The organism is Streptomyces sp. JLBJ103, from assembly GCF_058215575.1.
Map to the genome: position 1 here is coordinate 3,732,394 of NZ_CM177089.1, position 15,787 is coordinate 3,748,180.

At 70.2% G+C, this 15,787-nt stretch carries 15 protein-coding genes and 1 riboswitch; of the genes, 6 read left to right on the forward strand and 9 right to left on the reverse strand.

Annotated elements, in window-relative coordinates; translation table 11 throughout:
- The first annotated feature begins 7 nt into the window (after positions 1–7).
- The 3 genes from AC4BEG_RS16315 to AC4BEG_RS16325 all read left to right on the forward strand — a co-directional run bounded on the left by AC4BEG_RS16315 (position 8) and on the right by AC4BEG_RS16325 (position 1,946).
- Positions 8–484: a hypothetical protein gene (locus AC4BEG_RS16315; protein ID WP_490706595.1), complete on the forward strand. Its 477-nt coding sequence runs from the start codon at positions 8–10 to the stop codon at positions 482–484.
- A gap of 65 nt (positions 485–549) precedes the next feature.
- Complete coding sequence (locus tag AC4BEG_RS16320; RefSeq protein WP_490706596.1) at positions 550–1,218, forward strand: thioredoxin-like domain-containing protein; 669 nt, start codon at positions 550–552, stop codon at positions 1,216–1,218.
- The gene (locus AC4BEG_RS16325; RefSeq protein ID WP_490706597.1) at positions 1,215–1,946 is read left to right on the forward strand and encodes a DUF305 domain-containing protein; all 732 of its coding nucleotides are present in this window, start codon (positions 1,215–1,217) and stop codon (positions 1,944–1,946) included. Before AC4BEG_RS16320 ends, AC4BEG_RS16325 begins: the two co-directional genes overlap by 4 nt.
- Before the next feature lie 95 nt (positions 1,947–2,041).
- Here AC4BEG_RS16325 and AC4BEG_RS16330 read toward each other — a convergent pair whose 3' ends face one another.
- The 6 genes from AC4BEG_RS16330 to AC4BEG_RS16355 form a co-directional block, all read right to left on the reverse strand.
- On the reverse strand, positions 2,042–3,334 hold the full coding sequence (locus tag AC4BEG_RS16330) for a cytochrome P450 (RefSeq protein ID WP_490706598.1): 1,293 nt from the start codon (positions 3,332–3,334) through the stop codon (positions 2,042–2,044).
- Positions 3,331–3,945 (reverse strand): GTP-binding protein, encoded by a 615-nt coding sequence (locus AC4BEG_RS16335; protein ID WP_490706599.1) that lies wholly within the window; start codon positions 3,943–3,945, stop codon positions 3,331–3,333. The genes AC4BEG_RS16330 and AC4BEG_RS16335 overlap by 4 nt, the downstream gene beginning before the upstream one ends.
- Positions 3,926–4,285, reverse strand: coding sequence for a DUF742 domain-containing protein (locus AC4BEG_RS16340; protein ID WP_490706600.1), 360 nt, complete (start codon positions 4,283–4,285; stop codon positions 3,926–3,928). Before AC4BEG_RS16340 ends, AC4BEG_RS16335 begins: the two co-directional genes overlap by 20 nt.
- Positions 4,282–4,704: a roadblock/LC7 domain-containing protein gene (locus AC4BEG_RS16345; RefSeq protein ID WP_490706601.1), complete on the reverse strand. Its 423-nt coding sequence runs from the start codon at positions 4,702–4,704 to the stop codon at positions 4,282–4,284. Before AC4BEG_RS16345 ends, AC4BEG_RS16340 begins: the two co-directional genes overlap by 4 nt.
- Positions 4,705–4,718: 14 nt before the next feature.
- Positions 4,719–6,302 (reverse strand): ATP-binding protein, encoded by a 1,584-nt coding sequence (locus tag AC4BEG_RS16350; RefSeq protein WP_490706602.1) that lies wholly within the window; start codon positions 6,300–6,302, stop codon positions 4,719–4,721.
- Positions 6,303–6,626: 324 nt separating this feature from the next.
- A complete protein-coding gene (locus tag AC4BEG_RS16355) occupies positions 6,627–9,347 on the reverse strand; it encodes a SpoIIE family protein phosphatase (RefSeq protein ID WP_490706603.1) in 2,721 nt (906 codons plus the stop codon).
- Positions 9,348–9,613: 266 nt separating this feature from the next.
- Between AC4BEG_RS16355 and AC4BEG_RS16360 the strand changes: the two genes are divergently transcribed.
- Positions 9,614–10,063 carry a DUF7144 family membrane protein gene (locus AC4BEG_RS16360; protein ID WP_490706604.1) on the forward strand — a complete coding sequence of 150 codons (450 nt, stop codon included), beginning with the start codon at positions 9,614–9,616 and terminating at the stop codon, positions 10,061–10,063.
- Here AC4BEG_RS16360 and AC4BEG_RS16365 read toward each other — a convergent pair.
- Positions 10,047–11,414, reverse strand: a complete 1,368-nt coding sequence (locus tag AC4BEG_RS16365; RefSeq protein ID WP_490706605.1) for a PP2C family protein-serine/threonine phosphatase — start codon at positions 11,412–11,414, stop codon at positions 10,047–10,049. The two genes, AC4BEG_RS16360 and AC4BEG_RS16365, sit on opposite strands and share 17 nt — an antisense overlap.
- On the opposite strand from AC4BEG_RS16365, the gene AC4BEG_RS16370 reads away from it, so the two are divergent.
- Entirely contained in the window at positions 11,413–12,960 is a 1,548-nt protein-coding gene (locus tag AC4BEG_RS16370) for an ATP-dependent DNA ligase (protein WP_490706606.1), read from the forward strand. The genes AC4BEG_RS16365 and AC4BEG_RS16370 overlap by 2 nt on opposite strands.
- Before the next feature lie 20 nt (positions 12,961–12,980).
- Here AC4BEG_RS16370 and AC4BEG_RS16375 read toward each other — a convergent pair whose 3' ends face one another.
- Positions 12,981–13,634 (reverse strand): 3,4-dihydroxy-2-butanone-4-phosphate synthase, encoded by a 654-nt coding sequence (locus AC4BEG_RS16375; RefSeq protein ID WP_490706607.1) that lies wholly within the window; start codon positions 13,632–13,634, stop codon positions 12,981–12,983.
- A gap of 127 nt (positions 13,635–13,761) precedes the next feature.
- Positions 13,762–13,892: riboswitch (FMN riboswitch) on the reverse strand.
- A gap of 121 nt (positions 13,893–14,013) precedes the next feature.
- A complete protein-coding gene (locus tag AC4BEG_RS16380) occupies positions 14,014–15,063 on the reverse strand; it encodes a LysR family transcriptional regulator (protein WP_490706608.1) in 1,050 nt (349 codons plus the stop codon).
- Positions 15,064–15,327: 264 nt separating this feature from the next.
- On the opposite strand from AC4BEG_RS16380, the gene AC4BEG_RS16385 reads away from it, so the two are divergent.
- On the forward strand, positions 15,328–15,723 hold the full coding sequence (locus tag AC4BEG_RS16385) for a hypothetical protein (protein WP_490706609.1): 396 nt from the start codon (positions 15,328–15,330) through the stop codon (positions 15,721–15,723).
- The last annotated feature ends 64 nt before the right edge of the window (positions 15,724–15,787 follow it).

The following is a 15,787-nucleotide window of genomic DNA, read 5'->3' on the forward strand; positions in this document are numbered from 1 at the left end:
CCGCGGCATGCCCACTGGTTACGATCTGGGCGCGATGGGAAAACGGCGGGAGGCAGACGGCGGCATAGCGAGGAGCGTGGTGCGCCACACCACGCTCCTCGGGCTGTGGCGCGCGGCTCTGCTGCTGGCCGCGGTGTTCTGGGTGATGCCGTCGTGCATCCACCCCGCCGCGCACCACACCGCACCGTCGGCGGGGTGCACCCACCACGCCACCACGACCGCGCCCGATCTGCTCGCCCTTGCCGACCAGCCGGTCCGTGCGGACCAGGACCAGCCGTCCGATCGGGACCCGAGGGACGGCGACAACTGTGTCGCGGGCTCCCACGGCACGGGCCAGGCGCTGGTGCCCACCCCCGTTCCTCCGCCCTTGCGCACCGAGGTGCCGCCACCCGGCGGACCGCGGACCGCGGACTCTGTCCGGGCACCGCCCGACCGCGCTGTCCACGCCCTCGGCCTCCATCAGCTCCAGGTCCTGCGGACCTAGACCGGCGGCCGGTACCCGCGATCACCCCCCATCCAGTGCGCGAACAGCGAGGACAGACAACAGCCATGAGTTCCAAGGGCTCGAAGACGAAGGGCGCGGCCGCCGAGCGCCGCGCGAAGATAGAGGAACTGCGCCGCAAGGAGAAGGCCCGCGAGAAGCGCTACCGGATCCTGACCATCACCTCCTCCACGGTGATCGTCGCCGGTCTGGCCGTCGGCGGCTACTTCCTGGTGGACGCCGGGGACAAGAACGAGAAGAAGCAGACCAAGGTCACCTCCCAGACCGTGCGCAGCGGCACGTTCAAGGGCATGACCACGTGGAAGGGACTGACCCAGACCCACGTCCGGGGCAAGGTCAAGTACGCCATGTCACCGCCGGTGGGCGGGGACCACAACCAGGTCTGGCAGAACTGCTCCGGCGATGTGTACAACAAGCCGCTGGAGAACGAGCACGCGGTGCACTCGCTGGAGCACGGCGCGGTGTGGGTGACCTACACCGACAAGGCGCCGGCGAAGGACGTGGCGGCGCTCAAGGCACGGGTGGAGAAGACCCAGTACTCGCTGATGAGCCCCTACCCGGGCCAGAAGTCCCCGCTCATGCTGAACGCGTGGGGCCATCAGCTGACGATCGACGGGGCGTCGGATCCACGGGTGGCCGAGTTCTTCAAGAAGTTCGTGCAGGGCGACCAGACCCCTGAGCCGGGCGCCGCCTGCACCGGAGGGAAGCCTTCATGACCGGTGTCCGGGCCGGGCTCGGCCGTGCCTCGCGGCAGCCCCTGGTGGCGGGAGTCGCCGCCGCGCTCGCCGTAGTGACCCTGGTCGCGGTGGGGCTGCTGTGGGTTATGACAGACCGCTCGGAGGGCAGCACGGGCACCGGCGCCCCCTCGGACACCTCCGCCGAGGCGGGGTTCGCCCGGGACATGGCCGTCCACCATCAGCAGGCGGTGGAGATGTCGTTCATCGTGCGCGACCGCACCGATGACGAAGAGGTGCGCAGGCTCGCCTACGACATCATCAACACCCAGGCCAACCAGCGCGGAATGATGCTCGGCTGGCTGGATCTGTGGGGGCTCGACGCGACCTCCGAGGACCCCCCGATGACGTGGATGAAGCACGGCTCCAAGGGCCATGGCTCGATGGACCACGAGGGGATGGAGGGTATGGAAGGCATGGGCGACGGCGGGCGGTACACCCCGCACGACGGGTCGCTGATGCCGGGCATGGCCACCAACACCGAGCTGGACACGCTGCGTTCGGCCAAGGGCAAGAAGGCCGAGGTGCTCTATCTGAAGCTGATGACCGCCCATCACAAGGGCGGTATAGCGATGGCCCGGGGCGCGGTCGAGCTGGCCACGGACTCCACCGTGAAGCGGCTGGCCAGGACGATGGTCCAGGGGCAGCAGTCGGAGATCGCGCTGATGGCCGACCTGCTCAAGGCGCGTGGCGCCCGCGCTCCGTCGTAGCCGATCCGTCGCGCATCCGCAGCGGCATCCGAAAGCCCGGCGCCCCGGCCCTCGCGGCCGGGGCGTCCGCTGTCCGGCGTCTCGCGACGGGCACCTCAGGCCAGCGGCGCCGGGGTGAAGGTGACCGGGATGGCGGCCACACCGCGCATCATGAGGGAGGAGCGCCACTGGAGCTTCTCCGGCGGCACGGTCAGCGTCACGTCCGGAAGCCGGTCGAGCAGCACCTGGATCCCCGTTGCGGCCATGACCTCGGCCATGTCGCGCGCGGGCTCCGGACAGCCGTACTCACCGTGGCTGAAGGCCATATGGGCCTGGTTGCCCGACGCGCCGGCCCGGAAGTCCGGGCGGACGTTGGGATCGGCGTTGGCCCCGGCGAGCCCGAGGATCAGACAGTCGCCCTTCTTGATGTGCTGTCCGCCGAGCACGGTGTCCTCGGCGGTCCAGCGGCCGATGACGTTGGGGCCCGGAGTGTCCTCCCACAGCACCTCGTTGAGCGCCTGGCCGACGCTGCGGCGACCACCCGCCATGGTGACCGCGAAGCGTTCGTCGGTGAGCATGAGCCGAAGCGCGTTGCCGATCCAGTGCGCGGTGGGCTGGTGGCTGGCGTACACCGTGCCGATCAGATCGTTGATGATCTCCTGGTCGGTGAGGCCCACGGGGTGCGCGACCAGCCGCTCGGGAATGCCGGGTGTCGGGTTGACGCGGGCCTTGGCCACCAGCGCCGCGATCCGGTCGTACATCCGCTGGTGCGCGCCGGCGGCGTCGTCGCTGCCGTTGGTCAGGTCGAGCATGTCGCGCTGGAGGGCGGCCGATTCGGACGCGTCCAGTCCGTAGAGCCGGGTCACCACACGCAGCGGGAGCTGGTCGGCGTACTCGGCCACCAGATCGGCGCGTCCACTGCCCGCGAAGGTGTCGATCAGTTCGTCGGCGACCTGTTCACAGCCCGCCCGCAGCTCGAACTGGTCCACCGAGGACAGCGCTTCGAACATCGCCGCGGAACGGCGCTGATGCTCGGCGCCCTCGGTGAACTGCATCGTCGAGCGGTGGTCGACGAAGGCGATCAGCGGCCAGTCGGCCGGGACGCGGTCCCAGGCGTTCCAGCGGCGCGAGTCGCGGGCGAACATCTTGGGGTCGGAGGTGACGCGATACAGCTCCCGGTAACCGAGGACCAGCCAGGCGGGGACGTCGCCGTCGAGCAGGACGGGTGCGACGGGGCCGTGATCCCGGCGGAGCCGCCGGTACAGCTCGTCCGGATCGTCCTGGAGGTGTTCGGTGTGCATGGGCACCGCGTCGGGGTGAAAGGGGCATCCCGGGGCGGGTGTTGCGGGCGCGGGCGCGGCCGCCGGGGCAGGTGGGGCGAACGGTTCGACGGGGTCGGGAGTCGTCACGCGGTGCTCTCCACAGCGGAGGTGGCGGACAGGGAGTAAAGATGGCGTGCCAGTGTGACCAGCACGGTCTTGCTGGAGTCGCGCTTACGGGCATCGCAGTCGATCACCGGGACCTCGGGCGGCAGGTCGAGGGCCTCCCGCACCTCCTCCAACGTGTGCTGCGGCTCGCTGAAGTTGTTGCGCGCCACGATGAACGGGGTGCCGTGGTGCTCCAGACGGTCCAGCGCGTACCAGGAGTCGGCCAGCCGGTTGGTGTCCACCAGCACGACCGCGCCCAGGGTTCCGGAGAACAGCCGGTCCCACAGGAACCAGAACCGCTCCTGGCCGGGGGCGCCGAACAGATAGAGCACCATCTGCTCGTCGAGGCTGATCCGGCCGAAGTCGAAGGCGACCGTGGTGGTGGTCTTGCTCCGGACGAAGGAGGCGTCGTCGATCCCGATGCCCGCCTGCGTCATCGTCTCCTCGGTGCTGAGCGGGCGGATCTCGCTGACCGACTGGACCATCGTGGTCTTGCCGACGCCGAACCCGCCCACGATCACGATCTTGAGGCCGTCGCTCGCGCTCTCCCGCAGCGGGGCACGTACGGCGCTGTCAGAGGTTCTGGAGTGCAACGAGCACCTTCTTCAGGGTTTCGGGCTCCGGCAGCCGCCCGCCGGGGCGGGCCGCATGCGGATGGCGCGCGGTGATCCGGCCGGTGTCCAGCAGATCGCACAGCAGGATCTTGACGACGCTGACGGGCAGGTCCAGATACGAGGAGATCTCCACGACCGACAGCGGACTGCGGCACATCCGGAGGATCTTGACGTGCTCGGACTGCATGCCCGGCATCGGCTCGCATTCGCTGACGATCAGCGTGACCATGTCGAAGACGCTCTCGTCGGCGCGGCTTCGGCCACTGGTGATGGTGTACAGCCGGTCCGGGTCCTCGTTGTCGAGCGCCCCTCGGATCATGCGTTGGCCCCGGCGCCGCCCGCGGCCACCCGCGGCGCGGCCCGCAGATGGTCGCCGATCTGCTCGACCAGCTCGTTCATGTTGTGCCCGATCACGCCGACGTCGGCGTCGTCATGGGCCACAACGGCCAGATGGGCGCCCTCGCCGGCCTCGACGATGAACAGAATCCCCCCGTGGAACTCGGTCATCGACTGCCGGACCCCGCCGCTGCCGTCGCCGAACTCGATGGACGCGCCGTGGGCCAGGCTCTGGATGCCCGACGCGATGGCCGACAGCTGGTCGGCCTGGTCCACGGACAGCCCGGAGGTGAGGCACAGCTTGAGACCGTCCCGGGACAGCACCAGGGCGTGCCGTGAACCCGGGGTCTTCTCCAGGAGATTCTCCAGCAGCCAGTCCAGGCTGCGGTCTGTGGTGTTCATCGGCGTTCCTTCTGTCACGGCTGGTCGTTCTCAGCAGGCTCGGCGGACTCGGCGGGCCCGGCGGGCCCGGTGTGCTCTGCGGACGCCGCCGACTCGGCGTTACGCGCCGCACCGGTGGCGGAGCCCTTACGGGTTGCCTGGCGGAAGGCGCCGAAACGCGCTCCGGCCTCCTCCGGGCGCGGACGGCTGGTCTTCGCCTTGTTGGCCTCCGGCGAGACGGGGGGCACGGGCCGGGAGGCCGCCGCCAGCGTCTCGCCCCGGCGCCGCTTGGGCAGGCCGTTGACCGACCGCGGGGGCTGGGCGGCGGGGGACGGCGTGCCGGGTCCCGGTGCCGGGGACACCGCTGGGTCCGGGGACTCCGCGGGCGCCGAGACCTTGGCCGGGGCGCTGTCGGCGCGTTCGGCTACCCGCGCGGACGGGGTGGCGGACGCCTGCCGGGACGCCTCCGCGGCGCGGGCGCGGGCAGGCGGTTCGAGTACGGCGTCCTGGTTGATGTGCGTGATCAGCTGCTGCGGGATCAGCACCACGACGCCGGTGCCGCCACGCGAGGACGGCCGGTAGGAGACGGTGAGATCGTGCTTACGGGCCAGACAGCCGACGACCGCGAGCCCGAGCCGGGTGCCCGACAGCGTCGTCAGATCCAGCGCCTCGGAGGACACCGCCTTCTGGGCGCGGGCCAGTGCGGCCTGGCTCATGACCAGACCGCCGTCCTCGATGGTGACCACCACGCCGGTGTGCGTCTCCTCGACGTACACATGCACCTCCTCGGTGGGAGGTGAGAAGCTGGCGGCGTTGTCCATCAGCTCGGCGAGCGCGTGCATGACGCCCTCGGCGGCGTAACCGGCCACCGCGGCGTTGCTGGCCGAGTGGACCCGCACCCGCTGGAAGGCGCTGATCCGGCCGATCGCGCCGCGCAGCACGGACTCCATCACGATGGGCTTGGTCCAGCGGCGGCCGGAGCGGGCACCGGTGAGCACGGCGATGGAGTCCGCGATCCGGCCCGCCTGGGCGGTGGTGTGATCCAGTTTCAGCAGGTCGCCCAGGACGTTCTCGTCGTACCGGTTCTCCATCTCGCGCAGATCGGCGAGCATCGTGGTGGCCAGCGCCTGGACCCGGCCCGCGGCGTTGGCGCATGCGGCCATCGCGGAGGCGCGCATCCGCTCACCGGTGCCGATCTCCTGCACCAGCACCCGCAGCAGCCGCTGGTGGGCGGCGCTGACCGGACGCGTCACCTGGGTCAGCACGGTGTCCGCCGAACCCCCGTCCCGCAGCCGCTTCACCGCGGCGGGAATGGTTTCGTCAGCGAGTCTGGAGGCTTCCAGCTCCTTCGCCGCGGCCTCCCGCTCCAGCGTGGTGATCCGGTCCTGGAGGTGGCTGATGGACCGCGCCCGGAAGGCCGCGACCACCAGGGCCGCCGCCAGCAGGACGGCGACCGCCCCGCTGAAGACGGCGACCGCGGGGCGGTCGGCGGGGGGCACCTCGGCCGTCACCCACAGCCCCGCACCACCGGCGACGACGGCTGCCAGCAACGGAACGATCAGAGCCTGCCGGGTCAGCGAGGGGCCTTTGTAGGGATGGCTGGATATGTGTGCTGACATCAATCAGGTCCTCATGGGCGCGTTCGTGTGGGTGGAGACTGGACCACGCGGACATCAAGCCGTGGGCGGCACATGCTAGTACCGATCACGCGGTTTTGACCGGTACCGCTCAGTACGCGGACCATGACGGCTCATCAGTCCTCGGAGGACTTCCACACCCCGCTCACCGGGACAAAGGTGAACAGTCCTGAGGTGATGTCACGTATCCCTCCGGGGGAGGACCGTAATTCGGCCCCGTGATCGGAGACAACGGATCCAGTAGCGCAGGAACCCTTACACGACCTCCGCAAACGTGAACATCGCGATAACCGCGCCCGCGCACCACTAGGGAATCGCCAGTTCGGCCCAGATGACCTTGCCGGAAGAGGTGTAACGGGTGCCCCAGCGCTCGGCGAACTGCGCCACCAGGAACAGCCCCCGGCCGCCCTCGTCGGTGGTCGCCGCATAGCGCAGATGCGGTGAGGTGCTGCTGGTGTCGGACACCTCGCAGATCAGCTCGCGGTCGCCGCGGAGCACCTGCACCCGGATCGGGCCGGTGGCATGGCGGATGGCGTTGGTGATCAGCTCGCTCAGCACCAGCTCGGCGGTGAACGCGTACTCGCCCAGGCCCCATTCCTCCAGCTGCCGCAGCACACCGGCGCGTGCCCCGGCCACCACCATCGGATCGGAGGCCACTTCCCAGGACACCACCCGGTCCGGGCCCAGCACCCGGGTACGGGCGGCGATCAGCGCGATGTCATCGCTGGGGGTGGTGGGCAGCATCTCGTCCAGGACGTGGGTGCAGATCTCCTCGGGCGTCCGGCCGGGGTGGGAGAGTGCGTTGCGCAGCAGCTCCAGACCAGTGTCGATCTCGCGGCGGCGGTCCTCGATCAGCCCGTCGGTGTAGAGCACCAGATGGCTGTTCTCGGGCAGTTCCAGCTCGGCGGTCTCGAATGGCAGCCCGCCCAGGCCCAGCGGCGGTCCCGCGGGCAGATCGGGGAACTCCACCGAACCGTCCGGACTCACCACGGCGGGCGGCGGATGACCCGCACGCGCCATGGTGCAGCGCCGGGTCACCGGGTCGTAGATCGCGTACAGACAGGTGGCACCGATGATCGATTCGCCCGCGGCCTCCAGGCCCTCGATCCGCTCCAGGGAGCCGGGGCTCTCGTCCTGGTCGATCCGGGCGATCAGATCGTCCAGATGGGACAGGATCTCGTCCGGCGGCAGATCCAGTGTGGAGAAGTTGTGCACCGCCGTCCGCAACCGCCCCATCGTCGCCGCCGCATGCAGACCATGCCCCACCACATCCCCCACCACCAGCGCCACCCGCGCACCCGGCAGCGGAATCACATCGAACCAGTCACCCCCCACCCCCGACTCCGCCGGCAGATAGCGGAAGGCGACGTCCAGGGCGCTCTGGGCGGGCAGGGCGCGCGGCAGCAGGCTGTGCTGGAGGGTCACGGCCATGGTGTGCTCGCGGGTGTAGCGGCGGGCGTTGTCGATGCACACCGCCGCGTGGGAGGCCAGCTCCTCGCCGAGGGACACCTCTTCGTCCTCGAAGGGCTCCCGCTCCTTCAGCCGCCAGAAGTTGACCATCCCCAGCAGCACACCCCGGGCCCGCAGCGGGACCGTGACCAGCGAACGGACGCCGTACTCGACGACCTTGGCGGTCTGTTCGGGGTCCTGGGCCTGCCATCCGGTGGCCTCGGTGAGATCGGTCTCCACCACCGGCCGCCCGCTGCCGTAGCCCCATGCCTGGGGGGTGGAGGCGACGAACGCGAAGTGCTTGCCGACCGAGTAGAAGGGGTGGTCGTGGCGGACCCCGTGGACCGCCGCCCGCACCATCTCCACCCCGCTCACCGGCAGCGGCTCCTCGCCCCGTAGCACCGGCTCGGCCAGGTCGACGGTGACGAAGTCGGCGAACCGCTCCACCGCCACCTGCGCCAGTTCCTCGGCGGTCCGGCTCACATCGAGGGTGGTGCCGATCTCCACACTGGCGTCGAACAGCAGCTTCAGCCGCTTCTGCGCCACATCGGCGCGGCCGGAGAGGGCCCGCAGCTCGGTGGAGTCGCGCAGGGTGGCGACGCTGCCGGGCGGGCCGCCGACGCTGTCGGTCAGCCGGTTGTTCACGGCCAGCAGCCGTTCACCGGCGACCAGCACCTCGTCGGTGACCACCCGCCGGGAGACCAGCAGATCCGCGATATGCGGCTCAAGACCCAGGTCCTCGACCGGGCGCCCCTCGGGCCGGGGCGGCAGGTCCAGCAGCCGGGACGCCTCGTCGTTGGCGAGCACCAGCCTGCCGTCGGCGCCGACGATGAGCACCCCTTCGCGCACCGAGTGCAGCACCGCGTCATGGTGCTCGTACATCTGGGTCATCTCGACCGGGTCCAGACCGCGGGTCTGCCGTCTGAGCCGTCCGGTGACCAGGGCGGTACCGCCGGTGGCGAGGGCGAGCGAGGCGACGACGGCGCCGACGAGCAGGGGCAGCTGGCGATCGACGAGACCGCTCACCTTCTTGACCAGGATCCCGGCGCTCACCAGGCCGACCACATGGTGATGGCCGTTGAAGACCGGGACGGTCGCCTGGCTCACCTCGCCACCGGGGCCGTTGACGATCTCGGTCACCCGGCCTCCTGCCAGCGCGGGCTTGATGGTGCCGACGAAGTGCTTGCCGATGAGTTCGGGTCTGGGGTGGGTGATCCGGATCCCCTTGTTGTCGGTGACCACGACGAAGTCGAGATTGGACTGCTTGCGGACGGTCTCGGCCTTCGGCTGGAGGTAGGCGGTGGGATCAGGGCTCTGCAACGCCTTGACGATCCCGGGGGAGGCGGCGAAGGACTCGGCGACGGCCAGCGAACGCCCCCTCGCCTCCTCGGTGGAGTCACGGCGCACCTGGAGCAGAAGCGCCACGGTGGCCGCGGCGCCGAGCAGCAGCACGATCACCAGTTGCAGGACCAGGACCTGACCGGCCACGCTGCGGACGCTCAGGCGCGACCGCGAGCGCCGCCCCTCCGCCTCCGGGCGCTCACCCCACTGACTCCGTGGCTGCCGACCGGGGAACATACGGGCAGCCCACGATCGACCCATAAACCGGGCCATATACCCACATCTACACCGGAGAGCCCCGGAAGGCGAGTTCCGCACCCGGGCAGCGGCCACCATCAGCACGTTCCGTACCGGATCAGTGACTTTCCATCACCTTCGCGGCCCCCGCCACGCGGGGTGCCGAGCCGGGCGGTGTGTGTAAACCTGAAGTCGGGACATTTCATCTGAATTGCCCCTCATCGGGACCATGTGGTCTTCGATAGCACCTGATGAAGGAGCCCGAAATGGCCAGTCACGCCGGTGGAGTTCAGACAGGAGCCGCCACCCCGCGCCCCGAGGTGAGCGGATGGCTTGTCTTCGCGGCGGTCATGATGATCTTCGGCGGTCTTATGACCTTGTTCCAGGGCATCGCGGCCGTCACCAATGACACCGTCTTCGTCACCACACAGAACTACATCTTCGCGTTCGACCTGAGCGGCTGGGGCTGGGTCCATATGATCCTCGGCATCGTCCTCATCGTGACCGGCCTCGCCGTGTTCACCGGGGCGATGTGGGCACGGGTCACCGGCGTGGTGCTCGCCGGGCTCGGGCTGATCGCCAACTTCCTGTGGCTGCCGTACTACCCGGTGTGGGCCATGGTGCTGCTCATCGTCGACGGCTTCGTCATCTGGGCGCTGTGCGCCGGACCGAGCCGCGGTACCGCAACCCCTACGACAACTACGACAACGCGATGACGACCAGCGCGGTGTCATCGGCGGCCGGGCCGCCGGTGACACCGAGGTCCGCCAGCACGGCGTCGGCCAGCTCCTCCGGATCCAGTCCGCTGTGCCGGGCGAGGCTGGCGGTGAGCCGGCCGAGACCGACGTCGATGTCCTCGTCCCGGCGCTCGATCAGCCCGTCGGTGTAGAGGACGAGGGTGGCTCCGGTGTCGTAGCGGACCTCGGCCTGCGGTCGGGGCACTTGCTCGGTCCGGGCGCCCAGCGGCGGATCGGTGGCCTGGTCCAGCAGCTCCACCCGACCGTCGGCCCGGAGCAGCGCGGGCGGCGGATGGCCCGCGCAGCTGTAGACGACGGTGTGCGCCCGGGAGTCGATCACCACCTGCACGGCGGTCGCGGCGAGCGCCCCCTCGACGAAGCGCGCGTAGAACCCGAGCACCTCCAGGGCCTGTGCGGGGCCGTCCACCACCCGGGTCGCGGCGGAGAGCGCGCTGCGCAGCTGCCCCATCACACAGGCCGCCTCCAGCCCCTGCCCCACCACGTCCCCCACGGCGACGGCGATCCGGTCCTCCGGCAGCTCGGTCAGCTCGTACCAGTCACCGCACACATTGAGCGAGCCCACGGCGGGGCGGTAGCGCACGGCCGCGTACGGATACTGCCCCGGTGAGCTCGTGGGCAGCATCGCCCGCTGGAGCGCGAGCGCGGTCTCCCGCTCGCGGGCGTGCGCCTGCCGCAGCCGCTCGTTCAGCTCCTGGAGCTCACGGGTCCGGGTAAAGAGGTCGGCGCTCACGTCCTCGGCCCGCGCGCTCTGGGGCGTCTGCGCCCGCTGCTCACGCCCCCGGACGAACTCGGTCACATCCTCGACCCGGTGGATGATCAGCGCGACCCGGCCCTCGCGGTCCAGTACGGGGGTATTGATCGGGCTCCAGTACCGCTCCTCGAACCGGCCCTCCCCCACCATGGGGATGTCGTACTTCGTCAACCCCATGGTGTCCCGCTCCCCAGTGCGCAGCACCCGGCGCAGCGAGGACTCCAGACTGCGGGTGGCGTTGTACCCCGGGTCGTCGGGGTTGTCGGGGAAGGCGTCAAAGACGTACATCCCGACCAGTTCCTCGCGGGTGCGCTGGGTGTCCCGCAGATAGGCGTCATTGGCCGCGACGATGACCAGGTCGCGTCCCAGGATCAGCACCGGGGTCGGGATGGCCTCGAAGAGGGCCTCGTAGTCGATCTGCTGTCCCGTGGCGTGCTCCCTGCGTCCGCACCCGCCCAGCCCCCTCTGCCAATGTATGCCGCTTCCGCCGCCCCGGCCCCCGGCGGGTCCGCGCGGCCCGCGTGCGGCCGGGCGCCGGGCGGGGCACGCTGAACCCATGCTGCTGGCAGCTGTCGCCCGGACCTCCCGGCAGGTCGCGGCCACCTCCTCCCGTTCGGAGAAGACCGCCGCCCTGGCCGGGCTGTTCCGCCGTACGGAGCCCGCCGAGGCCCCGGTGGTGAGCACCTATCTCTCGGGCAGGCTGCCGCAGCGGCGCACCGGGGTGGGCTGGTCCACCCTGCGGGAGCGGTACGAGCCCGCCGCCGAGCCACGGCTCACGGTGCTGGAGGTGCATCGCGCCCTGGACCGGATCGCGGCGGTCTCCGGCACCGGCGCCGCCGCGGAACGCAAGCGTCTGGTGGGCGAGCTGATGTCCGCCGCGACCGAGGACGAGCAGCGCTTTCTGCTCGGGCTGCTGGGCGGGGAGCTGCGGCAGGGCGCGCTGGAGGCGCTGGCGGTGGAGGGGCTCGCGGCGGCGGCCGGTGCGCCGCCCGCGGAGGTGCGCCGGGCGGTGATGCTGGGCGGCTCGCTCGGCGCGGTCGCCGAAGCCCTGCTGGGGCGCGGCCCGGAGGCGCTGGCCGACTTCCGGCTGGAGGTGGGGCGGCCGGTGCTGCCGATGCTCGCGCAGAGCGCCAAGGACCTCGACGAGGCCATGGACCGGCTCGGCCCTTGCGCGGTCGAGGAGAAGCTCGACGGCATCCGGGTCCAGGTGCACCGGGACGGGGACGACGTACGGATCTACACCCGCACCCTCGACGAGATCACCGGGCGGCTGCCGGAGGTGGTCGCGGCGGCGCGGGAGCTGGCGGTGGAGCGTGCGGTCCTGGACGGGGAGGTGATCTCCCTGGACGCCGAGGGGCGGCCGCGGCCGTTCCAGGAGACCTCCGCCCGGGTCGGCTCCCGGCTGGACGTGGCCGGGGCCTCGGCCGCGCTGCCGCTGTCCCCGGTCTTCTTCGATCTGCTCGCCGTGGACGACCGCGATCTGCTGGCGCTCCCGGCCCGGGAGCGCCACGGCGAACTGGCCCGGGTGACGCCCGAGCCCCGGCGGGTGCGGCGGCTGGTCGCCGAGGATCCGGAGGATCCCGAAACCCGGCGCGCGGCCGGTGAGTTCGCCGCCGACGTGCTGGCCCGGGGGCATGAGGGGGTCATGGTCAAGGGGCTGGAGTCGGCGTACGGCGCGGGCCGGCGCGGTGCCTCCTGGCTGAAGGTCAAACCGGTGCACACCCTCGATCTGGTGGTGCTGGCGGCGGAGTGGGGGCACGGCCGCCGCACCGGGAAGCTGTCCAACCTCCATCTGGGCGCACGGCGGCCGGACGGCACGTTCGCGATGCTCGGCAAGACGTTCAAAGGGCTCACCGACACGCTGCTGTCCTGGCAGACCGAGGCGCTGCTCGCGATCGCCGTCAGCGACGACGGCTGGGTGGTGCGGGTGCGGCCGGAGCTGGTGGTGGAGGTGGCCTTCGACGGCCTCCAGCGCTCCTCGCGCTATCCGATGGGGGTCACCCTGCGGTTCGCCCGGGTGCTGCGCTACCGGGAGGACAAACCGGCGGACCAGGCGGACACCGTCGAAACGGTGCTGGCGCTGCGGCGCGACAGCGCGAGTTGAGGGGCGCGGAAGCGAAGGGCTCAGCGGCCCAGCGCCCGCGCGGCCAGCCGGTACGTGGCCAGATCGGTCACCGAGATCATCGGCATCAGACGGCTCGCGGCCAGTCTGCTGAGGTCACCGTGGCACGCGGTGTTCCAGTCCGCGCGGACGACCTCGCACATCGTCGTGACGCCGGAGAGCCCGGCCAGCAGGGACAGATCGACGGCGGCCTCGGGGTATCCGGCCCGCTCCAGCACACCGCCGGGCACCGCGCGCACCGGGAAGACATGGCCGGGGCGGCCCAGTTGCTCGGGGGCGGTGCGCGGATCGGCGAGGGCCTGGATGGTGTGCGAGCGGTCGAGGGCGGAGCCGCCGGTGGTGGTGGGCCCGAGGAGATCGACGGAGACGGTGAAGGCGGTCGACTGGAGTCCGGTGTTCTCCTCCACCATCTGCGGCAGTGACAGCCGGGCGGCGCGGTCGTGCGGCAGGGCCACACACACCACGCCGGAGGTATGGTCCAGCATCTGGCGCAGGGCGCCTTCATGGGTGTGCTCCGCGGCGAGCACAAGATGGCCCTCCTGCCCCCGCGACGCGTCGTCGAAGACGACCACGAAGCCGCCCTCGGCGAACGCCTCGCTCGCCTGCTCCACGGCCAGCAGACGTTCCGTCTCGACCGGTTGCTCCATCACTGCCATGGGCTGTGGCCCTCCTGTGCCCTGTTCCCTGCGGATCGATTCCGGGGAGACGCGGGCAGCAGCGGCGCGGTGCACGGTCCAGGCTGCCCGGCCGTCCGCGGGCGCCGCCGTGCGGCACGGGGTGCCGCCGCGTACTTCCTCCCATCCGGACTGTCACCGTCGGTCCCGGAGTTCCACCGGATCGGCCGGCCGATGGGTTCGGCCGGGTCGCGGACTGTCACCGCCGGTTCGGAGTTGCACCGACCCCGGAGCACGCGAAAATCGCTGGAGAGCATTTTGGCACACACCCATCCCCTGACGAAGTGTCAATCCTCACACGCCGTACGCCGACGATTACGCAAGATCATGTCCGTACTGGACCGTTGGGCTCCGGCGGATCTCAACTCTCGCTCGGGTCGTAGGAGTTGGCCAGCTCGAACGGATCGGGCTCCAGACCCGACGTCGGCCAGCGCTGCTCGCTCCGCCACCGCTCGTTCTCCAACGCCAGTGCGTTCCACAGCTGGTTGAGCGGATGAGAGGCGTCGTAGTGGGCCCGCTCCCCGCGCCGGGTGAAGGCGCCGAGCAGCACCTCGAGCCGGGGCCCGGTGTCATTGACCAGCTCCACCGCGCGCAGCTCCCGCCCCTGGGCGATCCGCGGATCGCCCGCCGCGTCCGCGACCCCCCTGGTGACCAGCATGCAGCCGCGCAGCAGCCCCGAACGCAGCAGCTCGAAGCCGTAGTTGACGGTGTCGATCTCGGCGGCGATCCGCAGCTTGCCGCGGTAGTCGGCGCCGAACCAGGTGTGCAGCACCCCGTTCATCAGCCCGCTCGCGGAGATCACCAGGGGGAGGGCGCGCAGCGCGTCCGCCTCGACCGTCGGACCGGGCAGCTCCGCCTCGGACAGATTGGTCAGCAGCGAAACACCGTTGCGGCGCCACTCCATCACATCGAAGGCGTCGAGTTCATGGTCGTCGTCCGGCCTGGTCACCACACTGCCGCAGACCAGATCCACCTCCTTGGCGCGCAGTTTGGCCAGCACGTCGCGGGTGCGGACATGGCCGACCTTGAGCTCGATCCCGCGCTGCCGGAACTCCTCGGCCACCCGCTCCCCGGCGCCCGCCAGATAGCCGAGCGTGAAGCGGGTGGTGCCCACCATCAGCGTTCTGCCGAGCCGCCGGCGCGACTCGTGGATCCCCTCCAGCCAGTCGTCGAGCGTGCCGCGCGCCAGTTCCACGAGGGTTTCCCCGGTGCCGGTGAACAGCACGTCCTTGCCGCGCCCTTGCTTGAGCACCAGCGGTTCGCCGCACAGCTCACGGAAGTTGCGGTTCATGGTGTCGAGCTGCTTCTGCACACTCGACTGCTCCCGCCCCAGAACCCGGGCCGCGCCCAGGGCCGTTCCGGTCTCGTAGACCACGATCAGTGTGCGGAGCTGGTCCATGGTGGTGTCCATCAACGCGAGCGGGCTCTGGAGAAGCCTGCTCCGTCCGGTGGCCGACGGAGAACCGACCGGCCCGGATCTAGCCATGTATCCCCATCGCTTTCCAAGTCTGCCCGTTTTATGGACCCATGAGTTTAGCGCCGCCCCAACTCATCGACAGGTCAATAGAAATCATCCGGAGATGATTTCGGATAAGGGTGGATTTACTGTCCCCACGAATGACAGGCTGCTGCCGCCCCTTCGGGCATGTTCACCAGATCAGCACAAGGAAAAAGAATGAAGGAAATGCGCCCATTTCTCCTCGCCACCGGCCTTGCGGTGACAGCGGCACTCCTGACGGGGTGTTCCGACGACAGCGAGGAGAAACACAAGGTGACATACGTGGCGACCGGCTCACAACCGTTCGAAGTGGAGTACGACAAGCCGGGGACGCAGAACTTCGAGGACAGTGTGAAGAAGGAGTTCGACCCCAAGGAGCTCGGCCCGGCGCACGGTAAGTGGACCAAGACCGTGGAGGTGACCGAGCTCGACGGTCTCAGCCTTACGGTGAGCGGCGAATCCAAGGTGACGTGCACGATCTTGGTCGACGGCAAAGTGAAGCAGAAGGCGACGTCGAAGGGTGCCGGAGACACGGTCTGGTGCAACGCGGACGGTTCCGGAATCAACAAGTGATCACTACGGGATCACCAAATGGGAAGTGAATCCTCCGGTTTACCTCAGGACGCGCGGTGAGCCG

Excerpts from the sequence above, each read along its gene's own strand:
- AC4BEG_RS16315 (WP_490706595.1), top strand. The coding sequence starts at position 8 with ATGCCCACTGGTTACGATCTGGGCGCGATGGGAAAACGGCGGGAGGCA.
- AC4BEG_RS16320 (WP_490706596.1), top strand. The coding sequence starts at position 550 with ATGAGTTCCAAGGGCTCGAAGACGAAGGGCGCGGCCGCCGAGCGCCGC.
- AC4BEG_RS16325 (WP_490706597.1), top strand. The coding sequence starts at position 1,215 with ATGACCGGTGTCCGGGCCGGGCTCGGCCGTGCCTCGCGGCAGCCCCTG.
- AC4BEG_RS16340 (WP_490706600.1), bottom strand. The coding sequence starts at position 4,285 with ATGATCCGAGGGGCGCTCGACAACGAGGACCCGGACCGGCTGTACACC.
- AC4BEG_RS16345 (WP_490706601.1), bottom strand. The coding sequence starts at position 4,704 with ATGAACACCACAGACCGCAGCCTGGACTGGCTGCTGGAGAATCTCCTG.
- AC4BEG_RS16350 (WP_490706602.1), bottom strand. The coding sequence starts at position 6,302 with ATGTCAGCACACATATCCAGCCATCCCTACAAAGGCCCCTCGCTGACC.
- AC4BEG_RS16355 (WP_490706603.1), bottom strand. The coding sequence starts at position 9,347 with ATGTTCCCCGGTCGGCAGCCACGGAGTCAGTGGGGTGAGCGCCCGGAG.
- AC4BEG_RS16360 (WP_490706604.1), top strand. The coding sequence starts at position 9,614 with ATGGCCAGTCACGCCGGTGGAGTTCAGACAGGAGCCGCCACCCCGCGC.
- AC4BEG_RS16370 (WP_490706606.1), top strand. The coding sequence starts at position 11,413 with ATGCTGCTGGCAGCTGTCGCCCGGACCTCCCGGCAGGTCGCGGCCACC.
- AC4BEG_RS16365 (WP_490706605.1), bottom strand. The coding sequence starts at position 11,414 with ATGGGTTCAGCGTGCCCCGCCCGGCGCCCGGCCGCACGCGGGCCGCGC.
- AC4BEG_RS16375 (WP_490706607.1), bottom strand. The coding sequence starts at position 13,634 with ATGGCAGTGATGGAGCAACCGGTCGAGACGGAACGTCTGCTGGCCGTG.
- AC4BEG_RS16380 (WP_490706608.1), bottom strand. The coding sequence starts at position 15,063 with ATGGACACCACCATGGACCAGCTCCGCACACTGATCGTGGTCTACGAG.
- AC4BEG_RS16385 (WP_490706609.1), top strand. The coding sequence starts at position 15,328 with ATGAAGGAAATGCGCCCATTTCTCCTCGCCACCGGCCTTGCGGTGACA.